The sequence below is a fragment of the Parapusillimonas sp. JC17 genome, assembly GCF_052180245.1.
GTDB lineage: Bacteria > Pseudomonadota > Gammaproteobacteria > Burkholderiales > Burkholderiaceae_B > Parapusillimonas.
Genome location: NZ_CP197474.1, coordinates 3,506,081 through 3,531,004 on the forward strand (window position 1 = coordinate 3,506,081; position 24,924 = coordinate 3,531,004).

At 62.5% G+C, this 24,924-nt stretch carries 23 protein-coding genes; 16 read left to right on the top strand and 7 right to left on the bottom strand.

Annotated elements, in window-relative coordinates; all coding sequences use genetic code 11:
* Positions 1-76: 76 nt before the first annotated feature.
* The 4 genes from ACSBPU_RS16945 to minE all read left to right on the top strand — a co-directional run bounded on the left by ACSBPU_RS16945 (position 77) and on the right by minE (position 3,870).
* Entirely contained in the window at positions 77-1,843 is a 1,767-nt protein-coding gene (locus tag ACSBPU_RS16945) for a glutamine--tRNA ligase/YqeY domain fusion protein (RefSeq protein ID WP_442593058.1), read from the top strand.
* 37 nt (positions 1,844-1,880) lie between these two features.
* Positions 1,881-2,672, top strand: a complete 792-nt coding sequence (minC, locus tag ACSBPU_RS16950; protein ID WP_442593059.1) for a septum site-determining protein MinC — start codon at positions 1,881-1,883, stop codon at positions 2,670-2,672.
* A gap of 114 nt (positions 2,673-2,786) precedes the next feature.
* Positions 2,787-3,602: a septum site-determining protein MinD gene (minD, locus tag ACSBPU_RS16955; RefSeq protein ID WP_180066453.1), complete on the top strand. Its 816-nt coding sequence runs from the start codon at positions 2,787-2,789 to the stop codon at positions 3,600-3,602.
* Position 3,603: 1 nt separating this feature from the next.
* A complete protein-coding gene (minE, locus tag ACSBPU_RS16960; protein WP_442593060.1) occupies positions 3,604-3,870 on the top strand; it encodes a cell division topological specificity factor MinE in 267 nt (88 codons plus the stop codon).
* A gap of 89 nt (positions 3,871-3,959) precedes the next feature.
* Here minE and ACSBPU_RS16965 read toward each other — a convergent pair whose 3' ends face one another.
* From ACSBPU_RS16965 to ettA, 3 genes are all read right to left on the bottom strand, one after another.
* On the bottom strand, positions 3,960-4,187 hold the full coding sequence (locus ACSBPU_RS16965; protein ID WP_180066457.1) for a glycine zipper 2TM domain-containing protein: 228 nt from the start codon (positions 4,185-4,187) through the stop codon (positions 3,960-3,962).
* A gap of 104 nt (positions 4,188-4,291) precedes the next feature.
* Positions 4,292-4,846, bottom strand: a complete 555-nt coding sequence (locus ACSBPU_RS16970) for an isochorismatase family protein (protein ID WP_442593061.1) — start codon at positions 4,844-4,846, stop codon at positions 4,292-4,294.
* A 22-nt stretch (positions 4,847-4,868) separates the two neighbouring features.
* Positions 4,869-6,542 (bottom strand): energy-dependent translational throttle protein EttA, encoded by a 1,674-nt coding sequence (gene ettA, locus ACSBPU_RS16975; RefSeq protein WP_442593062.1) that lies wholly within the window; start codon positions 6,540-6,542, stop codon positions 4,869-4,871.
* Between the two features lie 231 nt (positions 6,543-6,773).
* Here ettA and ACSBPU_RS16980 point away from each other — a divergent pair, with 231 nt between their 5' ends.
* Positions 6,774-7,289 carry a hypothetical protein gene (locus tag ACSBPU_RS16980; protein WP_442593063.1) on the top strand — a complete coding sequence of 172 codons (516 nt, stop codon included), beginning with the start codon at positions 6,774-6,776 and terminating at the stop codon, positions 7,287-7,289.
* A 39-nt stretch (positions 7,290-7,328) separates the two neighbouring features.
* Here the strand turns inward: ACSBPU_RS16980 and ACSBPU_RS16985 are convergent, their stop codons facing one another.
* Positions 7,329-8,258, bottom strand: a complete 930-nt coding sequence (locus ACSBPU_RS16985; RefSeq protein ID WP_180066465.1) for a glycosyltransferase — start codon at positions 8,256-8,258, stop codon at positions 7,329-7,331.
* Positions 8,259-8,433: 175 nt separating this feature from the next.
* On the bottom strand, positions 8,434-8,562 hold the full coding sequence (locus ACSBPU_RS16990) for a hypothetical protein (protein WP_264129781.1): 129 nt from the start codon (positions 8,560-8,562) through the stop codon (positions 8,434-8,436).
* A gap of 231 nt (positions 8,563-8,793) precedes the next feature.
* Here ACSBPU_RS16990 and uvrA point away from each other — a divergent pair, with 231 nt between their 5' ends.
* From uvrA to ACSBPU_RS17020, 6 genes are read left to right on the top strand one after another with little or no spacing between them, the layout of a single operon-like run.
* Positions 8,794-14,496: an excinuclease ABC subunit UvrA gene (uvrA, locus tag ACSBPU_RS16995; protein WP_442593064.1), complete on the top strand. Its 5,703-nt coding sequence runs from the start codon at positions 8,794-8,796 to the stop codon at positions 14,494-14,496.
* Positions 14,493-15,638 carry an aminodeoxychorismate synthase component I gene (pabB, locus tag ACSBPU_RS17000; RefSeq protein WP_442593065.1) on the top strand — a complete coding sequence of 382 codons (1,146 nt, stop codon included), beginning with the start codon at positions 14,493-14,495 and terminating at the stop codon, positions 15,636-15,638. The genes uvrA and pabB overlap by 4 nt, the downstream gene beginning before the upstream one ends.
* Positions 15,635-16,291 (top strand): aminotransferase class IV, encoded by a 657-nt coding sequence (locus ACSBPU_RS17005; protein ID WP_442593066.1) that lies wholly within the window; start codon positions 15,635-15,637, stop codon positions 16,289-16,291. Before pabB ends, ACSBPU_RS17005 begins: the two co-directional genes overlap by 4 nt.
* Complete coding sequence (locus ACSBPU_RS17010; protein WP_442593067.1) at positions 16,288-16,992, top strand: glutathione S-transferase N-terminal domain-containing protein; 705 nt, start codon at positions 16,288-16,290, stop codon at positions 16,990-16,992. Before ACSBPU_RS17005 ends, ACSBPU_RS17010 begins: the two co-directional genes overlap by 4 nt.
* A gap of 35 nt (positions 16,993-17,027) precedes the next feature.
* Positions 17,028-17,828 carry a PhzF family phenazine biosynthesis protein gene (locus tag ACSBPU_RS17015; RefSeq protein WP_442593068.1) on the top strand — a complete coding sequence of 267 codons (801 nt, stop codon included), beginning with the start codon at positions 17,028-17,030 and terminating at the stop codon, positions 17,826-17,828.
* A 40-nt stretch (positions 17,829-17,868) separates the two neighbouring features.
* Positions 17,869-18,096, top strand: a complete 228-nt coding sequence (locus ACSBPU_RS17020; RefSeq protein WP_442593069.1) for a hypothetical protein — start codon at positions 17,869-17,871, stop codon at positions 18,094-18,096.
* Here the strand turns inward: ACSBPU_RS17020 and ACSBPU_RS17025 are convergent.
* Complete coding sequence (locus ACSBPU_RS17025; RefSeq protein WP_442593070.1) at positions 18,074-18,946, bottom strand: tRNA threonylcarbamoyladenosine dehydratase; 873 nt, start codon at positions 18,944-18,946, stop codon at positions 18,074-18,076. The genes ACSBPU_RS17020 and ACSBPU_RS17025 overlap by 23 nt on opposite strands.
* A 184-nt stretch (positions 18,947-19,130) precedes the next feature.
* On the opposite strand from ACSBPU_RS17025, the gene ACSBPU_RS17030 reads away from it, so the two are divergent.
* The 5 genes from ACSBPU_RS17030 to purU are packed head-to-tail and all read left to right on the top strand — an operon-like array spanning position 19,131 to position 23,030.
* Complete coding sequence (locus tag ACSBPU_RS17030) at positions 19,131-19,778, top strand: gamma-glutamylcyclotransferase (RefSeq protein ID WP_442593071.1); 648 nt, start codon at positions 19,131-19,133, stop codon at positions 19,776-19,778.
* Between the two features lie 60 nt (positions 19,779-19,838).
* Positions 19,839-20,468: a pyridoxamine 5'-phosphate oxidase gene (pdxH, locus tag ACSBPU_RS17035; RefSeq protein ID WP_442593072.1), complete on the top strand. Its 630-nt coding sequence runs from the start codon at positions 19,839-19,841 to the stop codon at positions 20,466-20,468.
* A 21-nt stretch (positions 20,469-20,489) separates the two neighbouring features.
* Positions 20,490-21,014 carry a flavin reductase family protein gene (locus tag ACSBPU_RS17040; protein WP_442593073.1) on the top strand — a complete coding sequence of 175 codons (525 nt, stop codon included), beginning with the start codon at positions 20,490-20,492 and terminating at the stop codon, positions 21,012-21,014.
* 36 nt (positions 21,015-21,050) lie between these two features.
* Entirely contained in the window at positions 21,051-22,166 is a 1,116-nt protein-coding gene (locus ACSBPU_RS17045; protein WP_442593074.1) for an NAD(P)/FAD-dependent oxidoreductase, read from the top strand.
* Between the two features lie 15 nt (positions 22,167-22,181).
* Positions 22,182-23,030, top strand: coding sequence for a formyltetrahydrofolate deformylase (gene purU, locus ACSBPU_RS17050; protein WP_442593075.1), 849 nt, complete (start codon positions 22,182-22,184; stop codon positions 23,028-23,030).
* Between the two features lie 148 nt (positions 23,031-23,178).
* Here purU and ACSBPU_RS17055 read toward each other — a convergent pair whose 3' ends face one another.
* A complete protein-coding gene (locus tag ACSBPU_RS17055; protein ID WP_442598393.1) occupies positions 23,179-24,897 on the bottom strand; it encodes a gamma-glutamyltransferase family protein in 1,719 nt (572 codons plus the stop codon).
* Positions 24,898-24,924: the final 27 nt, after the last annotated feature.

Genomic DNA, 24,924 nt, shown 5'->3' on the forward strand with positions numbered 1-24,924 from the left:
AACCGTCCAGGCAGGCAAATACCGGCGAACGTGGCAAAATGCTTACTTCACTCGACATTCTGTTTCTTATATCGTAATGACCTCAGTGCCCACCCCCGCTCCGGTATCCAATTTTCTGCGCACCATTATTGATAACGACCTCGCCCAGGGCCGCTACGCGGAAAAGCGCTGGGCAGGCAAGCCGGGACCGGCCTCCGTGCAACAGCAAGGCGACATCGACACCGCGCGCATCCGCACGCGCTTTCCTCCGGAACCCAATGGCTACCTGCACATCGGCCATGCCAAAAGCATATGCCTGAATTTCGGCCTCGCCCGCGACTACCAGGGCGCCTGCCACCTGCGCTTCGATGACACCAATCCGGAAAAAGAAGAAGACGAGTACGTCAACGCCATCATCGACATGGTGAAGTGGCTGGGTTTCGACTGGACCAACGGCGACGAGAACAACTGCTATTTCGCCAGCGACTACTTCGAATACATGTACCAGTTCGCCGAAGCGCTCGTCCAGGCGGACCTGGCCTATGTCGACGAACAAAACGCGGACGAAATGCGCGCCACGCGCGGCACGCTGACGGAAAAAGGCACGGACTCGCCATGGCGCAACCGGCCTGTGGAAGAGTCGCTGAGGCTGCTGCGCGAAATGCGGGCCGGCAAGCATCCCGATGGCAGCATGGCGCTGCGCGCCAAGATCGACATGGGTTCGCCCAATATCAATATGCGCGATCCGGTGCTGTACCGGATCCGTCATGTCGCGCACCACCGCACCGGCGACGCCTGGTGCATCTACCCCATGTATTCGTGGGCGCATCCGGTCGAGGATGCGCTGGAAAGCATTTCCCACAGCATCTGCACGCTGGAATTCGAAGACCAGCGGCCGTTCTATGACTGGATCCTGAATCACCTGGCCGATCTGGGGCAGCTATCGCGCCCCCTTCCGCAACAGTATGAATTCGCCCGCCTTAATTTGTCCTACGTGGTGACCAGCAAACGCAAGCTGCTGCAATTGGTCCGTGAAGGCCATGTGGACGGCTGGGACGATCCACGGCTTCCTACCCTGGCCGGCCTGCGCCGCAGGGGCTATACGCCGTCTTCCATACGGCTTTTCTGCGAGCGCCTGGGGGTGTCCAAGGCCGATTCCCGTATCGACTACAGCATTCTGGAACAGGCCTTGCGCGACGACCTCGATCCCAAGGCTCCGCGCACGGTCGCCGTGCTCGATCCCATCAAGCTGGTGCTGACCAACTACCCGGAAGGCCAATCCGAGTCCTGCCAGGCCCCCCGCAATCCGCATGACCCCGATGCCGGCCAGCGCGAGTTCCCCCTTACCCGGGAACTCTGGATAGAGCGCGACGATTTCCGCGAAGAAGCGCCCAAGAAATACTTCCGGCTCTTCCCCGGCAACACGGTACGCCTGAAGTATGCCTACATCGTCCGGTGCACGGGCTGCGTGAAGGACGACGACGGCAACATAGTGGAAGTCCATGCGGAATACCTCCCGGACACCAAAAGTGGCACACCCGGCGCGGACTCGGTGAAGGTCAAGGGCAACATCACCTGGGTCAGCGCCGAACACGCCGTGCCGGCCGAAATCCGACTGTACGACCGCCTGTTCACTGATGCCCATCCCGATGGCGGCGACAAAGACTTCCTTGCCGCCATCAATCCCGATTCGCGGAAGGTCGTCCAGGGCTGGCTCGAACCCGGCACGCTCGCCGAGCCCGGCAACTCCTGGCAGTTCGAACGCCTGGGCTATTTTGTTGCGGATCGCGAAACCTCCACGGCCGCAAAGCCGGTCATCAACCGCAGCACCACCCTCAAGGATTCCTGGGCTCAGCAAAAATAAACCCGGAACATGTAATTTTTATTTGCGAATCAGATCAGTGAGCGACTCTTCCACCCACCGCAAAAGCCAGCTGGCGCTCGATTTCAAAAGCGCCACTCTATACGCCGTCCGCGTCGTGCTGCACAGCCACGAAACCGAAGCGCTGACGGCAGCCCTGGCACAAAGAATGAAAGATGCCGGTGCTTTTTTCGAGAATGAACCCGTGGTCCTCGACGCCGCCAAGTTGGACCAGCCGGTCGACTGGGGGGCGCTCGTCCAGGCGCTGAAGGCGCACAAGCTGCACCCTGTCGGCGTGGTCGCGCCCGAATCCATGCTGGACGACGCCTTGGCGCATGGCCTGCCCGCAGTCGATCTGTCCAGCCCTACCCCTCGCCCTGCCAGCACGCCCGCGCCCGACAAAGACGTTCCGGTGGTGGCGCCGCCCGCTGCCGAAGATGCGGCCCCCGCGCCCAAGGCCAAGCCGGCGCCGTCCGGCGCACCGGCGGAACCTGCCCCGGCGGCCATGGTCATCAACCGGCCGCTGCGTTCCGGCCAGCGCATCTACGCCCGCAATACCGACCTGATCGTGATCGGCGTGGTAAGCCAGGGCGCGGAAGTCATTGCCGACGGCAACATCCACGTATATGGTCCGCTGCGCGGCAAAGCGATGGCCGGCGCACGCGGCGACACGAGTGCGCGCATCTTCACGACGCAGCTCGACCCCGAACTCCTGGCCATTGCCGGCGTCTACCGCGTCATCGAAACCCAGCTCGATGGTTCCCTGCGCAACCGGCCGACCATCGTGCACCTTGAAGACGACACACTGAAGCTGACGCCGCTGGGCGGCTAGCAGATAATATTTGTTGCGAAGCAGCACCGGAAATGCCGCTGGCTTCGGCGCTTTTGAGGCCGTTATGCATTACGATTACGTGATTTACCAAAAACCATAAGGAACTCTATCGTCATGGCGCGAATTGTTGTGGTGACCTCCGGCAAAGGCGGGGTGGGGAAAACGACCACCAGTGCAAGCTTCTCTTCAGGATTGGCAATGCGCGGCCACAAGACCGTGGTCATTGACTTCGACGTGGGGCTGCGCAATCTTGACCTGATCATGGGCTGCGAACGCCGCGTCGTCTATGATTTCGTGAATGTCATCCAGGGGGAAGCCTCGCTCAATCAGGCCTTGATACGCGACAAGCAACTGGAAAACCTGTTCATTCTTCCCGCATCCCAAACGCGCGACAAGGACGCCCTCACCCGTGAGGGCGTCGAAAAAGTCCTGAAGGACCTGGGCGAGATGGGTTTCGAGTATATCGTGTGCGATTCCCCGGCCGGCATCGAAACCGGCGCGCTCATGGCGTCGTACTTCGCCGACGACGCGCTGGTCGTTACCAACCCCGAAGTCTCTTCGGTGCGGGATTCCGACCGCATCCTCGGCATCCTGTCCGCCAAGTCGCGCCGCGCCGAAAAAGGCGAGGAACCGATCAAGGAGTATCTGCTGCTCACGCGCTACAACCCCAAGCGCGTCGCCGAAGGCGAAATGCTGTCGCTCAAGGACATCGAGGACATCTTGCGGATCAAACTGATCGGCGTCATTCCAGAATCGGAGTCCGTCTTGCAAGCATCCAACCAGGGCATACCGGCCATCCATCTGCGCGATACCGACGTCGCCGTGGCCTATATGGACGTCATAGACCGCTACCTCGGCGAAGACAAGCCCCTGAAGTTCGTCGACTACGAAAAACCCGGCCTCTTCAAGCGCTTGTTCGGAGGGAAATAATATGTCCTTCCTGTCATTCCTTCGCGGACAAAAGAAAACCTCGGCAAGCGTCGCCCGCGACCGTTTGCAGCTCATTCTCATCAATGAACGCGGCGACGGCGTAGCACCCGACTACCTGCCCCGCCTTCAAAAAGAACTGGTCGAGGTCATTTCCCGATACGTCAAGATTAATCCTGACGACATCAAAGTCAACCTGGAACGCCAGGACTCTCTGGAAATCCTGGAAGTCAAAATCGAAATGCCGCAACCCGAAGGGCGCTCGACGTAAAAAAACCGTGCCGGGCCTCAGCCCGCACGGTTTCCGGCTTTTGCGCGCCGGCATCTTACGCAAGCGCGCCTGCAGCGGCAATGGCCGCTTTACCGATTCTTGCCGACTTGGTCCCCGATGACGCCGCCTATGGCCGCGCCACCCACGGTGCCCAGCACGCCGCCGCCCGTCACTACCGCGCCGGCGACACCGCCGAGGCCTGCGCCGGTCACCGCACTTTTCTGGCGATGGCTCATGTTGTCCCAGGATGAACACCCAGCCATGGCCACGGCCAACACACCCACAGCACCCAGTTTTGCCAAAGTCGTCGATTTCATTTTTTACCTCCGTAAAACAAACACGTCGGGTTCAAAGTAGCCGAAATCCTGTTTCATAATCAACACGCAACAGGAAAGGCTTGTGAGAGCGCGCAACAAATGTATCAGCCGGGCATGCCATTTGCTTTGACGAGCGCCAATACATCCTTGAAATGGGGATGCGCATTGGATTCGAGCCATTCGAACATCGCCATTTCGGCACTGATGGCCTCCAGCCCGTAATGGCGCCAGCGAGCACATGCGGCCTCGAAGTCGCTATCGCGCCGCGACCCGACACAATCGATGACGAGTATCGGCGACAGTCCCATTCTGGCCAGCCCCATGCCGGTTTGTAACACGCATACGTGCGCCTCGGTACCAATTAACAACACGTCATGCCTGCCTCGAGGAAGCTCCGCGAGAAAGCCGTGTTCCCGCGTGGCGTCGAAATGCGACTTCTGGACGACATGATCCACCCAGGGGCGCAATGCATTGACCGTCTGGCCGATCTTGTCGGAGCAATGCTCGGTGGCCACCACGGGCACGCCCAGCAACTGGGCCGCCCGTGCCAGGCGACCCGCACGCGCGACCAATTGCTCGTGATCGTGGATGGCGGGAACCAGGGCCGCCTGCATGTCTACGACCAGCAACATCGAATCGTGTGTGCTCAAAGCATGCATGGCGGCGTCCTCCGGAATGAATTCACTTCAGCGCTTTATACCTCAAACGCTTGGGCTTCGCACCCTCTTCGCCCAGCCGCCGCTTCTTGTCTGCCTCGTATTCCTGATAGTTGCCATCGAAGAAGACGACCTGGGATTCGCCCTCGAAGGCCAGGATGTGGGTGGCGATACGGTCAAGGAACCAGCGATCGTGGCTGATGACCATGACGCAGCCTGCGAACTCCAGCAATGCGTCTTCCAGCGCGCGCAATGTTTCGACGTCGAGGTCGTTCGAAGGCTCGTCGAGCATGAGCACGTTGCCGCCCGCGATCAGGGTCTTGGCCAGATGCAGGCGCCCGCGTTCACCGCCAGACAGCTTGCCCACCAATTTGTTCTGATCGGCGCCCTTGAAGTTGAACCGGCCGAGGTAGGCGCGCGAGGACATCTCGAAGCGGCCCACCGTCAGCAGATCCGCGCCGTCGGAAATGGAGTCGAACACGGTCTTGTCGTCCGGCAGGGATTCACGCGATTGATCGACGTATGCCAGCTTGACCGTCTTGCCGATCTTGACTTCGCCCGAATCGGGCTGCTCTTTGCCGGCGATCATCCGGAACAAGGTGGACTTGCCCGCGCCGTTGGGGCCGATGATGCCGACGATGGCGCCGGGCGGCACCTTGAAGCTCAGGTTGTCGATCAGGAGCCGGTCGCCGTAGCCCTTGCTGACGTTCTCGAATTCGATCACTTCGTTGCCCAGGCGTTCCGCCACGGGGATGAAGATTTCCTGGGTTTCGTTGCGTTTCTGATATTCGTGCGAAGAAAGCTCTTCGAAGCGCGCCAGGCGGGCCTTGGCCTTGGCTTGCCGGCCCTTGGGGTTCTGACGCACCCACTCCAGCTCCTTCTTGATGGTGCGCTGGCGCGCCGACTCGCTGGCCTCTTCCTGCTTGAGGCGGTCGTCTTTCTGCTCCAGCCAGGAACTGTAGTTTCCTTTCCAGGGAATGCCATGGCCGCGATCCAGTTCCAGTATCCATTCGGCCGCATTGTCCAGGAAGTAGCGGTCGTGCGTCACGCCCACGACCGTGCCGGGGAACTTGCGCAGAAAGACTTCGAGCCATTCCACGCTTTCCGCGTCCAGGTGGTTGGTCGGCTCATCCAGCAGCAGCATGTCGGGCTTGGAAAGCAGCAGGCGGCACAGCGCCACGCGTCGTTTTTCGCCGCCTGAAAGCTTGCCGATCACCGCGTCCCAGGGAGGCAGGCGCAAGGCGTCCGCCGCGATCTCCATCTGGTGCTCGATGTCGTCCGCGCCACTGGAGGCCGCGGCGGCGATGACGGCTTCGAGCTCGGCCTGCTCGGTGGCAAGCTGGTCGAAATCGGCGTCGGGCTCGGAGTAGGCCGCATAGACTTCCTCGAGGCGCTTGCGCGCGCTGAAGAGTTCCCCCAGTCCCTCTTCGACGGACTCCCTGACGGTGTGTTCGGGATTGAGCACCGGCTCCTGCGGCAAGTAGCCGATCTTGATGCCGGGCATGGGAACCGCCTCGCCCTCGATCTCGCGGTCGATGCCGGCCATGATCTTGAGCAAGGTGGACTTGCCGGACCCGTTGAGACCCAAAACGCCGATCTTGGCGCCCGGGAAAAACGACAGGGAAATATCGCGCAAAATCTGGCGCTTGGGCGGCACGATCTTGCCGACCCGGTTCATCGTGTATACGTATTGAGCCATAACAAGAAAAACAAGGAAAAGGAAAAACATCGATTGTAGGCCGTAACCGCTCGAAGAGGTCAGAGGGGGTCAGACCCCATACGGGGTCTGACCCCGGCCCGCGTTCGAATGGGGGTCAGACGCCATACGGGGTCTGACCCCGCCCGTGTTCGAGTTGGGGTCAGACCCTTCGGGGTCTGACCCCAGGCTGCCTTATGCTTTAAAATGGCCGTTTTACAGCCGGGTCTTTCCATGTCCGACAATCAAGAACCGCCACTCGTCTTTTCCGCGGACGAGCTCGATCTGCTGGGCCGCACCGCGGATGCCCTGAGCGCCTACATGGGCAAGCCCGTGCTGGCCGAGGTCATGGACGCGGAAGAAACGGGATTCGAATGGGTCATTTTTGCTGTTCCGCTCGATGTGCAGGACGATCCCTCCGATTTCGTCGTCGTCCAGATCGGCGGTCCCGAGGCCAGGATCATCGGCAACAAGGGCGGCATGACCATCGCGGCCGACGACGTCTTCGACTGCGAATACCTATGGGCAATACAGCTGTCCGATCTTGAAGGCGTCCGCTACATCAAAGTCGACCAAGAAGGCGACGAAGTCGCCTGGGCCGACACGCTGCAGGACATCCTGCCCTTCGTCATGGCAGACGAACTCGCTGCCGACAGCGATGACGATGACGCCGCCGACGAAGACGAAGACGACGATGACGACGATCCTTACGAAGGCGGCGATCCGGCCGCCCCGAGGACACTGCACTAATAGGACCAGGGCCTGTCAACGCTGGTTGGCGGGCCTGCGTCAGCCCGTCTTCAGGCGGTCGCGCATGTAAAGCACCGCGCCGGCCGGCCACATCAGGCCCACCAGCGCGCGCGATGCGAGCCCCTTCAGCCCGCGTCCCGATGGAAACCTTTGCTGGTTATGGCGAAGATGCAGCGAGAAGCGCGTATAGCGGGCGGCCGCCAGCAGAAAGGCCTGAGGGCGATAGCGGAACCATGGCAGGCATTCGACCACGGTATCCTGCGCCAGCAGCCACAGGCCCAAGGCGTGCTGCTGGCTTTCTGCGCCCTGCCTGGACAAAGAGTCGGAGCTGTCGTGATAAACGCGGAACACCTGATTCACGAACCGGGTCATATAGCCCGCGCGCGCAATTGCCCGCCACACCAGGCTTTCCGGGACGAATCCGGCGATTTCCTCGGGGAAGGGGAATTGCAGCAGGACGTCAGTGCGAAGACAGCCGAATTTCTCGCCCTTGACGTGATACTTGAATGTCATGTCCAACGCGGTGGCGTCGAAGACATCGCGCGGATACATGTCGCCCACGATGCGGCCGTCCGGCTTGGCGCACAGCCCGGTGATGGCGACATATCGCGAGCGTTCGCGCTCCGGAATGTCGCTCCAGACGCGAGCCATGGTGTACAGGGCGTTGGTATCGAGACTGTCGTCGCTGTCCAGCGCAACGACGAGTTCGCCGTTGGCCTTGCGAACGCCGCGGTTGAACGCTGTTTTCTTGTGCTGGTTCCGTTGCCACATATAGTGGATGGGAAAGCTGGCTTCCTGCTGCCAGCTCATGACCATGGCGCGCGTGTTGTCCGTCGAACCGTCGTCCACGATGACCCACTCGAAATCCTGGAACGACTGCTCGCGCAGCGATGCGTACACCCTTTCGAGCGTATGAGCCCGGTTATAGGTAGGCGTGACAACCGTAAATAGATGGCGCCAGGAAGACATGATGATGGATATGCATATGAAGTCTTTTTATGCAGCCATCATAGGCCAAAAAAAAACCGCAGACCCATGATCTGCGGTTTCCTTGCCAGTCTTACCTTTCGTCATACTTTTGTGGCGCAATGCTGCATTTTCGATACAGATAGCGTCATTTAGCAGACGAAAATATCTGCTGAATTTAGGCGCGCTTGACTTTTTCGAGCATCTTGAAAACACCCTTGGGTGCGCGCACGAAAAGACGCTTGAAAGCCTTGCCAAGGCAACGGCGCTCAAGAGTGTTGCGACGCGTACGTTTGATTTCTGCCATGATGATTCTCCCTGAATGTGCATGCAAAAGCCGCGCGGGGTTCAAATGCCAATGGCTAAACGCGCATCGCGGGCAAGTAAAAACATAGGTAACCAGCTATTCTACCTTAAAACCCGTTAACGCACAGTCGGGTCAGCCTGGGGTCAGACCCCGTATGGGGTCTGACCCCTCAAACCCCGTATGGGGTCCGACCCCCAACCATGCCGAAATCAGAACGTTTATGATATCCGCATGAGCTCAAATATCCGCATTTTCGGCGCACGCCAGAACAACCTCAAGAACCTCGATGTATCCATAGACACAGGAAAACTGCTGGTCATCACCGGCGTCTCGGGCTCGGGCAAAAGCTCACTGGCCTTTGACACGCTGTACGCGGAAGGGCAACGGCGCTACGTGGAAACCTTCTCGCCCTATGCCCGGCAGTTCCTGGACCGCATGGACAAGCCGCAGGTCGATCGCATAGAAGGCATACTGCCCGCGATCGCCATCGACCAAGTGAACCCGGTTCGCAACTCGCGCAGCACCGTTGGCACCATGACGGAGCTCAACGACCATCTGAAGCTGCTGTTCGCACGCCTGGGCCACCTGCATTGCCGATGCTGCGGCAGACGCGTGCAGCGGGACAATGCGCAATCAATCGCGCAGCAGCTGGCTACGCTGGCCCAGGACGGCGATCCCAGACTGGTCATTACCTTCCCCATTGCGATCCCGTCGAACTATACGGAAGAGGAAGTGCGCGGCTTCCTGGAACAGCAAGGCTACACGCGCGTTCACCACGAAGAAACGCGGACGCACACGCCCACGCCCCATGCCGGCAAGACGAAGAAAAAGCAGCAAGCCAAGTCAGAGACGCTGCGGGTGCTGCATGTGGTCCAGGATCGCTTCCGCTACGGCAGCGCCGAGCCCGAACGCGTCATGGAAGCCCTCGACACCGCGCTGCGGCAAGGCGACGGACACATCGCCATTCACGCCATGCCCGAATCGGAGGAGTCCGGCAAGCAGGAAACCGTCTGGCGCTTCAGCAATCGGCTCCATTGCGCACATTGCAATATCGAATACAGCACACCGCTGCCCAGTACATTCTCATTCAATTCGCCGCTCGGGGCCTGCGAATCATGCCGCGGCTTCGGCCGCGTCATGGGCATCGACTATGGCTTGGTCGTGCCCGACGAAAAGAAGACCTTGCGCGGCGGAGCCGTCAAGCCCTGGCAAACAGCCAGCTACAAGGAATGCCAGACGGAGATGGAGCAGTACGCCGGCGCCGCCGATGTGCGCCTGGACACTCCTTGGGACCAGCTCGATGACCGCGAAAAAGGCTGGGTCGTCGGCGGCACGCCCGACTGGAAGGGCGGTCCCAGCGCATGGAAGACCCAATGGTATGGCGCGCAGCGCTTCTTCGACTGGCTCGAATCGCGCGCGTACAAGATGCATGTGCGAGTGCTGCTGTCCAAGTACCGCAGCTACACCCCCTGCCCCGCCTGCGGCGGTTCGCGGCTCAAGCCCGACGCCACGCTGTGGCGGCTCGGCAACACGGCGCACAACGAGACCGAGAACGGCTATCCGCGATTCCGGCCCGTCCATGCCGACTGGAGCCGAGAGCAACTCGATGCCTTGCCTGGCCTGAGCATCCACGACCTGATGCGCCTGCCCATCGAGCGCGTGCGCGATTATTTCCTGGAAATCAGCTTCGGCGGCGCCATGGATGCCGCCATAGACCTGCTGCTGAACGAAGTGCGCAGCCGCCTGAAATTTCTTTGCGACGTCGGGTTGGGATACTTGTCGCTGGATCGTCAAAGCCGCACGCTTTCCGGCGGCGAGGTCCAGCGCATCAATCTTACGACCGCGCTGGGCACTTCGCTGGTGAACACGCTGTTCGTGCTTGACGAGCCGTCCATCGGCCTGCACCCGCGCGACATGCACCGCGTGGTGGAGATCATGCACAGGCTGCGCGCCAATGGCAATACGCTGGTCGTCGTCGAGCACGATCCGCAAGTCATGGTCGCCGCCGACAGGATCCTGGACATGGGCCCGGGTCCCGGAGAACGCGGCGGGCGGGTGGTCTTCGACGGCACGCCCGATGCCCTGCGCGCGGCCGGCACGCTGACCGGCAACTACCTGGGCGGACGGCTCAAAGTGGAAGCCCCTCGGCCCATGCCCGTTGCGGACAACACGCCGAAGCTGCTGCTGGAAGGCGTCCGCGCCAACAATCTCAAGAACGTTTCCATCTCGATTCCGTTGGGCCGCCTGGTCTGCGTGACGGGTGTATCCGGCTCGGGCAAATCCACCCTGATCCAGGATGTGCTCTACCCCGCCATGCTCAAGCGTCAGGGCAAGCCCACCGAAGCACCGGGCGAGCACGACCGCCTGCTGGGCGCCGAGCAAGTGGCCGACGTGGTGCTCGTCGACCAGACGCCCATCGGCAAGACGGCACGGTCCAATCCCGCCAGCTACGTGGGCGCATTCGACGCCATACGCAAGCTTTTCGCCCAGGCGCCGCTCGCCCGTGAACGCGGCTACACGACCGGCACCTTCAGCTTCAACACGGGCGACGGCCGTTGCCCGACTTGCGGCGGGACCGGCTTCGAGCATGTCGAGATGCAGTTTCTGTCGGACGTCTATCTGCGCTGCCCCGACTGCGACGGCAAGCGCTTCCGGCCCGAAATACTGGAAGTCAAGGTCGAACATCTGGGCAAAAGCGCATCGATCGACCAAGTGCTGGAGATGACCGTCAACGAAGCACTGGAATTCTTCAGCGGTCTGCGCGACGTGCAGTGGGGCCTCGCGCCGCTGGCCGATGTCGGGCTGGAATATCTGCGCCTGGGGCAGCCCGTTCCCACCCTGTCCGGCGGCGAAGCCCAGCGGCTGAAACTGGCGGGCCATCTGGCGGCTGCGGCCCGCAGCGGCATTTCGTCCGCCCGGGTGGCCAAGAAGGGCAGCCTGTTCCTGTTCGACGAGCCGACGACCGGCCTGCATTTCGACGACGTGGCCCGGCTCATGCGCGCTTTCCGCAAGCTCCTGGGCGCCGGCCACTCGCTGCTGATCATCGAACACAATCTGGACGTCATACGGGCGGCGGACTGGCTGATCGACCTGGGCCCGGAAGGCGGCGACGCGGGCGGACAAGTCGTTGGCGTGGGCACGCCCGAACAGCTTATGGCCAACCCTGAATCCCACACGGGCATGGCGCTGGCTGAATACACCAGCGCCATCGTCTACGAAGAGAAATCGCAGCAGGCGCGGCAGCTGGCTGAGCCCGCCGCCGACTATCAGGCAGCAGGCGCGGCTCAACACAACATAGAGATACTGAATGCGCGCGAGCACAATCTGAAAGGCATCAACGTCAGCATCCCGCGCGATACCTTCACCGTCATTACCGGCGTATCCGGGTCGGGCAAATCGACTCTGGCATTCGACATACTGTTCAACGAAGGGCAGCGCCGCTATCTCGAGTCACTGAATGCCTATGCGCGCGCCATCGTGCAGCCCGCCGGCAAGCCGGACGTGGATGCCATCTACGGCATACCGCCCACCGTCGCGATCGAACAGCGCACCAGCCGCGGCGGACGGAAGTCCACCGTCGCCACGATGACCGAGATTCATCACTTTCTGCGCTTGCTGTATGTCAAGCTGGGCACGCAGATGTGCCCGGACTGCAAGGTCGCGGTGGAGCCGCAGAAGCCCGAACAGATCGTTGCCCAGATCATGCGCGAGTACAAGGGCCGTCATATCGGCATATTGGCCCCCCTGGTGACGGCGCGCAAAGGGTATTACACCGATCTGGCCAAATGGGCCGCCGGCAAGGGACACACCCACCTGCGCGTGGACGGCGACTTCATCCCCGTTTCGCCCTGGCCACGGCTGGATCGCTATAAAGAGCACACCATAGAACTGCCCATTGCCGATATGGTGGTCGATCCGGGGGCGGAAGCGGGTTTGCGCTCGGCGGTTAGCACCGCCCTCGAACATGGCCAAGGAAGCATGAGCGTGCTCATCGACCTGACGCCTGACAACGCACAGACGCTGGCTGAACGCCGCGATGGCGGTCTGGCGAACGGAAGCGCCACGCAGCGTCATTTCTCGGTCAAGCGCGCCTGCCCCAGTTGCGGCACGAGCTTTCCCGAACCCGACCCGCGCATGTTTTCGTATAACTCCAAGCATGGATGGTGCCACAGCTGTTTCGGCACCGGCCTGCAGCTGACCGGCTTCGATGCCGAGCAGACCGGCGAGGAAACCGCCTGGAACGCCTGGTACGAAGGCAGCACCGAACCCTGCGCCAGCTGCCATGGCGAGCGCCTCAATCCTGTGTCGCGTGCGTTCCGCTGGCGTGAGAAATCGATCGCGGAGCTTGCGTCCATGCCGGTCTCCGATGCGCGTTCCTTCTTCACCGGCCTGGTCATGCCTGGACGGGAAGGCGAAATCGCCCGCGACATCCTCACGGAAATCCGGGGCCGGCTGAATTTCATGCAGGAAGTCGGCCTGGGCTACCTGGCGCTCGATCGCGCCGCGCCAACGCTGTCGGGCGGCGAGGCGCAACGCATACGGCTCGCCGCCCAGCTGGGTTCCAATCTGCAGGGGGTGTGCTATGTGCTGGACGAACCCACCATCGGACTGCATGCGCGCGACAACCAGATCCTGCTCAACGCGCTGGCCTCGCTCGAAGGAAACGGAAACACGCTCGTGGTGGTCGAGCATGACGAAGACACCATACGGCGCGCATCGCACATCATCGATGTGGGCCCGGGCGCCGGTATCCGGGGCGGCATGATCGTGGCGCAGGGCACTGCCCAGGAAGTCATGGAGAATCCCGCATCCGTCACCGGACGCTATCTCAAGCATCCGCTGGTCCACCCGCTGCAGCCACGCCGGCCCGTCGCCGAGGACGCACCGATGATCCAGGTGCGGGGCGCGCACCTCCATAACTTGCGCAACGTGGACGCCGCCTTGCCAGTCGGACGGCTCAGCGTCGTCACCGGCGTGTCGGGATCGGGCAAGTCCACATTGGCCCGTGACGTCATGCTCGACAACCTGGCTCAGGCGGTTTCCCAGCGCAAGGCGCCGTCCTGGCATGGATGCGTCGATATCGAGGGCTGGGAACGGATAGACCGGGTGCTCGAAGTGGACCAGACCCCGATCGGCAAGACGCCACGCTCCTGCCCCGCCACCTATGTGGGATTCTGGGACGACGTGCGCAAGCTGTTTGCCGATACCCGAGAAGCCCGCATCAGGGGCTGGACGGCGGCGCGCTTTTCCTTCAATACCGGCGAGGGCCGCTGCCCGATCTGCGAGGGACAGGGCATGCGCACGCTGGAAATGAGCTTCCTGCCCGACGTTAAAGTGCCATGCGACGGCTGCAATGGCGAGCGCTTCAACAAGGATACGCTGAACGTGACTTGGCGAGGCAAAAGCGCCGGCGAAGTGCTGAAGATGGAAGTCGACGAGGCGGTCGAGTTTTTCTCGGCGCACTCCCGCATTTCCCGCATCCTGCAGTTGATGCAGGACGTGGGGCTGGGCTATCTTACGCTGGGCCAGCCCTCGCCTACGCTGTCGGGCGGCGAAGCGCAGCGCATCAAGCTCGTCACCGAACTGGCCAAGGCGCGCTTGACGGACGGCCTGATCAAGACCGGCCGCGCGTCCCGCATCCCGCATACCCTGTACGTGCTGGACGAACCCACCGTGGGCCTGTCGGTCGCGGACGTCGAGAAACTCATCCATGTGCTGCACCGGCTGGTGGATGCGGACAACACCGTCGTGGTCATCGAGCATAACCTGGACGTCATCGCGGAAGCGGACTGGATCGTGGACCTGGGTCCCGAGGGCGGAAGCGGCGGCGGCCGTCTGGTGGCGCAGGGTTCGCCGGAACATGTGATCAGCCTGAAGGAAAAGTCCCATACCGGCGCGGTGCTGGATACCTTCATGAAATCGTCGCAGCAATGAGCCAATGCCGTTTCGAGAATCGCCTGACCGGGCAGGCAGGGGAGATGCGCGGCTTTCGCCACGCCATCCGCGCTCACGGCAAGGATGAGCTGGCGAAAGCTTTCGCAGAGATCGAGGCTGCACAGAAGCAAGGCCTGTGGCTTGCATTGCTGCTCGACTACGAGCTGGGCGAATGGCTGGAGCCGGCCTTCGAGGCGCAGCCGTTGGCGAGCCTCCAGCCTTCGCCAGCCGACGCGCCCCGGCCCAGGCTCACCGCACTCGTCTACGAACAGATGGCCGCCGTACCGATATGGCCGGCGCACCATGGCAAGCCCCCGATATTCCGGGCACAGCCGGGCATCAGGAAACGGGACTACCAGGCATGCATCGGCGACATTCGCGCCGCAATCGCCCGGGGAGACCTTTATCAGGTGAACTTCACCTTTCCCATCTCCGTCGAATCGGCCTTGCCTCCGGAAACACTGTACCGCGCTATCGCCGGCAGCCACCCCGCCGCGCACTGCGCCTATGTCGAGGATGGCGCACGACGCATACTCTCGTTCTCGCCCGAATTGTTCCTGGAGCGCCGCGGCGATATGCTCACCGTCAGGCCCATGAAGGGCACGGCCCCGCGGCATGCCGATCCGGTTCTGGACGCGCAGGCATCCGTCGCACTGAAGAACAGCGAAAAGGACCGGGCCGAGAACCTGATGATCGTCGATCTGCTGCGCAACGACCTGGGGCGTATCGCCACGCCGGGGTCGGTCAACGTGGATGCCCTTTTCTCTTTGGAACGCTACCCCTCGGTCTGGACGATGACCTCCACCATCACGGCCCGCGCCCCCGGCGTATCCCTGGAAGAACTGCTGCGCGCCCTGTTTCCCTGCGGCTCCATCACCGGCGCGCCCAAGATCGCCGCCATGCATAAGATCCGGCAGCTCGAAGCGGCGGAACGGGGCATTTACTGCGGCAGCGTAGGATGGCTGTCTCCCGATGGCGACTGCTCCCTGAACGTTGCGATCCGCAGCCTGGAAATGCACAATGAACGCAACGGCGTCTTCGGAGTGGGCGGCGGCATAGTCCATGATTCGGATCCCGAACAAGAATGGCAGGAGTGCCACTGGAAGGCGCGCATTCTCAACCAGCCCCCGGAGACCGCATGAACATCCAGCTCATCGAAACAATGCGCGTCGAATCCGGCGCCATGCCTTTGCTGGACCTTCATATGCGCCGGCTCGAAGCCTCCTGCCGTGAGCTGGCCTATGTTTTCCCCGAAGAAGCACTGCGGTCGGCCATCCGGCAATGCGTTTCAGCGCTCGATGCGGGAACTGCCCACCGGCTGCGGCTGCTGCTGGATGCCGACGGCACTCACACGCTCGAAGCATCGATACTGCCGGCCACCAAGCAGCCCGTTTCCCTGTACCTGGCGGCAACGCCCTTGCGGGCCGACGGCCCCTGGCTGCGGCACAAGACCACGCATCGCCCCTGGTACGCAGAAGCCCAGCGATGGCTGAGCGAGCATCCCGCTTGCTTCGATGTGCTGTACTGCAACGACAAGGACGAAGCCTGCGAAGGCAGCCGGAGCAATATTTATGTGCGGGACGATGCGGGCACCTGGCTCACCCCGCCGATAGCCTGCGGCGCCCTGCCCGGCGTGCAGCGCAGGCATCTGCTGGAACGAGGCTGGGTGCGCGAGGCGGTAATATCCCGTGGGGACTTGCTGCGCGCGCCCGCGCTGCGGGTTTCCAACGCCTTGCGCGGATGGCTGGATGCGGCCATAGTATGTAATGAGCTCGAAGACAAGGACCCGACATGACCGATCTTTCCTCTTTCCCCATCACGCGCAAATGGCCGGCCCGGCATCCGGATCGCATCCAGCTTTATTCGCTGCCCACGCCCAATGGGGTCAAGGCGTCCATCATGCTCGAGGAAACGGGGCTGCCCTACGAACCCCACTTGGTCAGCTTCGATACCAACGACCAGAATTCGCCCGAGTTCCTGTCGCTCAATCCCAATAACAAGATCCCCGCCATCCTCGATCCTCAAGGGCCGGGCGGCGTACCGCTGGCGCTTTTCGAGTCCGGCGCCATCCTGATCTACCTGGCGGAAAAATCCGGCCGCTTCCTGCCCGACGACCCGGCGGGCAGATACGAAACCATTCAATGGCTCATGTTCCAGATGGGCGGCATCGGGCCCATGTTCGGCCAACTGGGCTTCTTCCACAAGTTCGCCGGAAAGGACTACGACGACAAGCGCCCGCGCGACCGCTATGTCGCCGAATCCCGGCGACTGCTGGGTGTGCTCGACCAGCGTCTCGACGGACGCGACTGGCTGATGGGCAATGACTACACCATCGCCGACATCGCCATCTTTCCCTGGGTGCGCAATCTGGTGGGTTTCTACGATGCCGGTCAGCTCGTCGGCTATGAAGACTTCCGCAACGTGCAACGCGCCCTCGACGGCTTTCTCGCCCGGCCCGCCGTCGTCAAAGGGCTGGCAACGCCGGCGCGCGGCTGACGGCGCGCCGCCAACGACCCCATGGAGTCCCCTTCATGAAGCTCTCCATCTTTTATATCGATGCGTTCACCAGCACGGCCTTCAAGGGGAATCCCGCGGCGGTCGTGCCCCTGAACACCTGGCTGCCCGACGCGGCCATGCAGGCCATCGCGGCCGAGAACAATCTGTCGGAAACCGCATTCTTCGTGCGCGAAGCCGATGAACGCTTTCACATACGCTGGTTCTCGCCCCTCACCGAAGTCGCCTTCTGCGGACATGCGACCCTGGCCTCCGCCTTCGTCATGCTGAAGTACGACATGGCAACATCACCGATACGCTTCCATGCCGCGGCGGTGGGCGAAATCATCGCCACGCGTCTGGATTCGGGCCTGATAGAAATGAGCTTTCCGAATCGGGCGCCGCAACCGGTAACGCAGCCGCCCGCGGCCTTGCTCGACGGCCTGACGATCATGCCGGCGGCCATCCTGCGCAATCAGCAGGCATACATCGCCGTGTACCAGAACGAAAGACAGGTGCGCGCGGTCGTTCCGCGGCTGGAAGTCCTGAAGAAACTGGCTCCGCTGGATGTCGCCGTCACAGCGCCGGGGGATACCCATGATTTTGCTTCGCGTTATTTCTGGCCGGCCAACGGCGGCGAGGAAGACCCCGTTACGGGCTCCATCCATGCGGGGCTGGCCCCCTACTGGGCGGAACGGCTCAACAAGAACGAACTCTCGGCACTCCAGGCATCGCGCCGGTCGGGCGAACTCTTCTGCAGGGTGGACGGAGACCGGGTTCATGTGTCCGGCAATTGCGTGCAGTACCTGGAAGGCACGCTTACCCTGCCCGACGACTAGAGCCCGTTAACGGTTGACGCTAAAAACCCAAGGAATGAGCATGTTCGAAAAAAACCGCTCCATCACGCGTACCGGCGCATCGGCGGTAGGCGCCAAAGCAATGGGCGCCGTGGCCGTTGGCGCCCTGGCAATCGGTGCGCTCGCCATCGGCGCCATGGCAATCGGCAGGCTGAAGATCGGCCGGGCCCGCATCCATCGCCTGGAAATCGACGAACTCGTCATACGCAAGCGCCGGGAAATCGACGTCAGCCCGGAAAGCGACCGCTGAGCACCCACTGTATGGCTTCGTTGGCCGCCGCCATCCCCATGGGAGCCGTAACGGTCACGGCCGAGCCATAGCCCGCGCAAGACAAGCCCTGCAAGGCTGCCGCCCCGGGTGCGCGCGCAGCCAATTCGCCTGTTTCGGGCCGCGCGCCGGACGCATCCGTGTCCAGTGCAGTCGTCCAGAGTTCGGGCAGCAGGGCGGGCTGATCGAACCACAAGGCACGCACGCCCATCCTGGGGATGCGCTTTCGCGCCTTCCCGGCATGATCCGCCGCGCGCGGAAAACCATGCCTGCGCCGGAGCGTGTTGCGCAACTTCGACAACAGCGCGTCGTTGACGGCCGTCGACAGGTCGCCGGCCCTTAGCGCCAAGGGGTTGGTCTTGCCGCCCGCGCCGCCGCACACCACGATGGGAATACGCCGGTTGCGGGCCTCGAGTATCATCGCCACTTTTGCAGCGGCCTGGTCCGTGCAGTCGATGATCATGCCGGCGTCCGGCGGAAGCAGTTCCGCCACGTTCTCGGGACTGACGAAGTCATCGACCATGCCGAGCCGGCATCCCGGATTGATGCCGCGAATGCGCTGCGCCATGGCGACCACCTTGGCCTGGCCGAGCGTATCGGTCAGCGCATGCAGTTGCCGGTTGACGTTGGATTCCGCAATGTGGTCCAGGTCGACAAGCGTGATGCCGCCCACTCCAGATCGCGCCAGCGCCTCCGCGCACCATGATCCCACGCCTCCGATGCCGGCCACCACGACATGCGCCCCGCGAAGGAGTTCCAGGCTGGACGGGCCGAACAGGCGCTCGAGCCCGCCAAAACGGCGTTGAAAATCAATGGAATGGGAATCGGACATGGCTTGCTCAAAACAGGACTGACGGCACCACGAGGTGGCCATGAGTGAAGTGTACACGCAGGCCCGCGCCACGCTTGCACACCATCATGTCAAAAAAACGACACTGCCGAAAGGCCGGCGGAAGGCAAAGGCGGACTGGCTTAAAATAAGGCCATTCCCTTCAATGACCGGAGACGCGCACAAAGTGAACACCGTTTTTACCCCCGATCCGCATGCCATGCCGGCGCCCAGCAACTTCCGCCTCCTTACCGAAGCCGAGCGCCACGCGTCACTGCAGGCATCGCTTGCCGAGTGGCAGGAAGATCAGGATGTCTGGGTATACGGTTACGGCTCGCTGATCTGGCGTCCGGAGTTCGACTATATCGAAAAGCGCATCGCCCTGCTGCATGGCTACCATAGGGCACTGTGCCTGTGGTCGCGCGTGAACCGCGGTACGCCGGACCGGCCGGGACTGGTTTTCGGGCTGGACAACGGCGGTTCCTGCCGGGGCATGGCGTTCCGCATCCCGGCGTGCGAGGTGCCGCACACCATGGAGGCGCTGTGGCGGCGCGAAATGCCCAGCGGCGCCTACCTGCCCAAATGGCTCGGCTGCCGAACCGACGACGGCCCCGTCACTGCGCTGGCGTTCACCATGAACCGCAATACCGACGCCTACGTGCGCGACCTGCCGACCGACCGCTTGCTGCAGATCGTGCGCAATGCCCACGGAAGCTACGGTCCTTGCGTGGAGTATGTGCTTGAAACGGCGCAAGCCCTGCAGCGATCGAACATCCACGACAAACGCCTGCAGGCGCTCGTCCGGCAATTGCGGGAAGCCCAGCCGGCGCACTGAGGCCGTCGCAGCGGCACCGGTTCCGGTACACTATCAACTGGTTTCCATTTTCTCGCCATCATGTCCGTTGCCGATATCCGCCAGAGCTACGAAAAGTTCGAACTTCTCGAGGCGTCCCTGGCCGCCAATCCATTCGAGCAGTTCACCCTTTGGTTCAACGATGCACTCAAGGCCGGCGTCCCCGAACCCAACGCCATGACGCTCGCGACCACTCCGCTGGACGGCCGCCCATCCGCACGCATCGTGCTGCTGAAAGGGTTCGACCAGGACGGCTTCGTCTTCTTCACCAATTATTCGTCGCGCAAAGGCCGGGAATTGGCCGGCAACCCATACGCCAGCCTGCTTTTCTTCTGGCCGTCCCTCGAACGCCAAGTACGGATCGAAGGCCGCATCGAAAAGACCTCGGCGCAGGAATCCGACGAGTACTATCGCAGCCGCCCGTTAGGTTCGCGCATCGGCGCCTGGGTGTCGCCCCAAAGCCAGCCCATCACGCGCGTCGACCTCGAAGCCCGTACGATCGAACTCACGCGCACGCTCGGCGACGACCCTTCCCGGCCCGATCACTGGGGGGGCTATCGTCTGCGGCCCGACTATGTCGAATTCTGGCAGGGGCGCCCTTCCCGGCTGCATGACCGGCTCGTTTTCAAACTGGAAGACAAGTCCTGGATCAAGTCACGGCTCGCGCCTTGAGCCTGCGGGATTCCCATTCGCATGACTGCCATTCCAGCCGATTTCGACGCGCGCTTTTTCCGCTCCGCCCTGGGCCGTTTCGCCACCGGCGTCACGGTCATTACGACTGAAACCGCTCCGGACGCCCGCCCTCTGGGCCTGACGATCAGCTCGTTCAATTCGGTGTCGCTGGACCCTCCCATGATTCTCTGGTCGCTGACCAAGTCGGCAAGCTCATTGCGGCATTATCTTCATGCTCGCCGCTACGTCGTCCACGTGCTGTCGTCGACGCAGCTTCAGCTGGCGAAACGCTTTGCGTATGGGCCCCAAGCCCAGCGATTCGACGGCGTCGCGCTGTCGCGGGCCCCCGGAGGCACCCTCATGCTGGACGAACCCGAATGCGCTGCCTGGTTCGAGTGCTACAACCTCACGCAGCATGAGGCCGGAGACCACATCATATTCATCGGACAGGTCGAGCGTTGCCATCGCAACTTCAGCCAGCCCCTGGTCTACCATGCCGGCGATTTCGATCTGACTCCTTCCACAGAACCTCTATCCAGCACATAGGGGCTCACCGTTTCCACCCAGCAAGGCACACACACTATGGCAGCAGATATAGACTGCGTCGTTTTGGGCGCCGGCGTCGTCGGCCTGGCGATTGCTCGCGAACTCGCCCTGTCCGGACGCGATGTATTGATCGTCGAAGCCACCGAAGCCATCGGCACCGGCACCAGCTCGCGCAATTCCGAAGTCATCCACGCCGGGATCTACTATCCGCAAGGGAGTTTGAAGGCACGGCTGTGCGTGAGCGGCAAGGACATGCTGTACGCCTATTGCGAAGAGCGCGGCATTCCGTATAAACGGTTGGGCAAGCTCATCGTTTCGGCGTCGCCGGAACAAAGCGCCCGGCTGGATGAGATCGCCGAACGCGCAAAGCTGAACCACGTCGATGACCTGTACCGCATCAGCGGAGAGGAAGCCCGGCGGCTGGAACCCGCCCTGCGCTGCGATGCGGCGCTCGTGTCGCCGTCAACCGGCATCGTCGATAGCCATGCCCTCATGCTGGCGCTGCAAGGCGACGCGGAGAACCGTGGCGCCCAATGCGTCTTCCACACCCGCTTCAAGCAAGGCCGGATACTGGAGTCCGGCGAGTTCCATCTGGAATTCGAAGGCGACGAAGAGATGGCGCTGACCGCCAATTGCGTGATCAACGCCACCGGCCTTTCGGCGCCGAAGGTGGCGCGCAGTCTTCTGGGGCAGCCTGCAACGCTCATACCCGACGCCTATTATTGCAAGGGGAGCTATTTCACGCTGGCCGGTCGCTCGCCCTTCCAGCGCCTGATCTATCCCATGCCCAGCCATGCGGGACTGGGCGTGCACCTGACGCTGGACCTGGGCGGGCAGGCGAAGTTCGGCCCCGACACGGAATGGGTGGACGGCGAGGACTACACGCTGGATCCGGCCCGCGCCGAGGTATTCTACGGCGCAGTGCGCAGCTATTGGCCCGACCTCCCGGACGGCGCCCTGAATCCCGGCTATACCGGCATCCGCCCCAAGATCGTGGGACCCGACGCCCCCGCCGCAGACTTCATGATTGCCGGCCCGGCCACTCATGGCGTCCCGAACCTGATCAATCTTTTCGGCATCGAGTCTCCCGGTCTCACCGCCTGCCTGGCCATAGCCCGGGAAGCACACGAAGCCCTTCATCAAGCCCCATAGCAACATTCAAAGGCCATGAACGACTATATCCTCACGCTCTCCTGTCCCGACCGCACCGGCATCGTCCACAACGTAAGCGGCTGGCTGCTGGGACTGGACGGCAACATCATCGACGCCCAACAATTCGGAGACCTGGAAACCGAAAGATTCTTCCTGCGGGTGCATTTCATGCTGCCCTCGGCCATGAGCGTGGATGCGCTCGAGCAATCGTTTTCCACGGTGGCGCAGCGTTTCGCCATGCAGGCGCAAATCTACGACGCACAGCGCAAGAGCAGGCTGCTGCTTCTCGTCAGCCGTCAGGGCCACTGCCTGAACGATCTCTTGTTCCGCACGCACAGCGGCCAGCTTCCTGTCGAGATCGCCGGCATCGTGTCGAACCACACGGACTATGCGCGCATGGCGGCGGCCTACCGCATTCCCTTTCATCACCTGCCCGTGACCGGCGAAACGCGGCCGCAGCAAGAGCAGCAGATTCTCGATCTGGTCGAAAAAGAGAATGTCGATCTGGTGGTGCTTGCCCGGTACATGCAGATCCTGTCGGACAACCTGTGCCAGAAACTGACGGGGCGCGCGATCAATATTCATCACAGCTTCCTGCCCAGCTTCAAGGGCGCCCGTCCCTATCACCAGGCGCATACGCGCGGCGTGAAGATCATCGGTGCGACCGCCCATTACGTGACGGCCGACCTGGACGAGGGACCCATCATCGAACAGGACATCGAGCGGGTCGATCACTCGATGGGCGCCCACGACCTGACCCAGGTCGGCAGCGACGTCGAATCCCTGGTCCTGGCGCGGGCGGTGCGCTGGCACGTCGAACACCGGATATTGCTGAACGGGCAAAGAACGGTGGTGTTCAAGTAAAGGGCTAGGGGTCAGACCCCATTCGGGGTCTGACCCCGGCTCAACGACCGGGGCAGACTTGGGGTCAGACCCCGAATGGGGTCTGACCCCTTTCCTTAACGTCCTGCGGCTAGCCCCTCGCGGCACAAATGGGGTCTGACCCCTTCCCTTAACGTCCTGCGGCCAGCCCTTCGCGGCGCGGATCGGCGCCGCCCTGAAGGCCGTCCTTCGTTATCACGACGCCCTGCAGCCCGCTGGGAAACTCGATCTCCCGAACCTCGTGCCCCATCTCGCGCAGGGCCGGAGCCAGGCTGCCCAGGGGCGTGTTTTTTTCCAGCTCGGTAAAGCTGTTGCGGCTGCCGCGATTGGGCAGATTGATGGCCTGCTGGATATCCAGCCCCCAATCCAGCGTACCCAGCAGCGTCTTGGCGACATAATTGATGATGGACGACCCGCCCGGCGAGCCTATGGCCATCACAGGGCGGCCGTCCTGCAAGACCAGCATGGGCGCCATGGAGCTGCGCGGGCGCTTCCGCGGCTCGACGCGGTTGGCCACCGGCCTGCCCTGGGCATCCACATCCGAAAGCGAGAAGTCGGTCAACTGGTTGTTCAACAGGAAGCCGTTCACGAATATCTTGCTGCCGAATGCAGATTCGATGGAGCTCGTCATCGACACCACATTGCGGTCGCCGTCGACGGCCACGATGTGTGTGGTGGACGGACGCTCGGGAGCATTATCCCGGCCCCGCCGCGCCAGCATGGCCGCGGGATCGCCGGGCGGCGCCTTGCCCAGGCTGTGGTCAGGCGAAATCAGGGAGGCCCGCAGCTTGAGATAAGTGGGATCCAGCATGGCTTTCGCAGGAACATCCTGGAAGTCGGGATCGGCGGCGTAGAAGTCCCGGTCCGCAAACGCCAGCTTGCCCGCCTCGGAGAAAAGATGGACCGCCGCGAGCGAATCGGGCGCAAGGCCGGCAATGGGCGTATGCGACAGAATGCCCAGGATCTGCATCACGGCCAGCGGCCCCGCGCTCGGCGGCGGGACGCCGCACAGCGTATAGACCTTATAGGGCATGCACAAGGTGTCGCGCTCCTTGGCACGGTAGTTTCGCAGATCGTCCAGGCTGAGATCGCCCGGGACCGGATGCGAGGCGACGGCAGCAGCGATGCTTTTTGCCACCGGCCCCTCGTAGAAGGCGGAAGGCCCCTCTTTTGCCACGGCGCGCAGCACCTGGGCAAACGGAAGGTTGCGCACCACCCGGCCCACAGGCAAAGCCTCGCCCGTTTCCTCGTAGAAATACGCCGCCGCGGCTGGCTGGCGGCGCAGGTCCTGATTGCCTTCGAGAAGCGTATGCAGCCTGGGAGAAACGGCAAAGCCCTTTTCTGCAATCGAGACTGCCGGCTCGAACAGGCGCTCCCAGGGCAAGCGGCCCTGCTCGCCATGCATCAGCCAAAGCATGCTGAACAAGCCTGGCGTGCCCACCGAGCGGCCGCTGTTCACGGCATCCCAGAAGGGAATGGTTTTCCCGGCCTTCATGAAGCGGTCGCCGCGTGCGGCCGCGGGGGCGGTTTCGCGACCGTCCCAGCTTCGAAGCCGATTGTTGCCGGCGTCGAAGCTGATGGCGAACGCACCGCCGCCTATGCCCGAGGATTGAGGCTCGACCAAGGCCAGCACCAGCTGCGCCGCGATTGCCGCGTCGGTAGCGCTACCGCCGGCTGACAACATCTGCAAGCCGGCCCGGGTTGCCAGGGGATTGGCCGTGCTGACCATGTAGCGCTGCGCGAACGCCAGCTCCCGCTCGGTGAACCCGGAACCGCCTTCGGGATGGATGTCCTCCTTGGCAGGCGGCAAGGCCGTACAAGCGCTCACCAGCGTTGCGCAGGCCAGCATCAGCGCACCGGTCCATCGGCGCCTTCC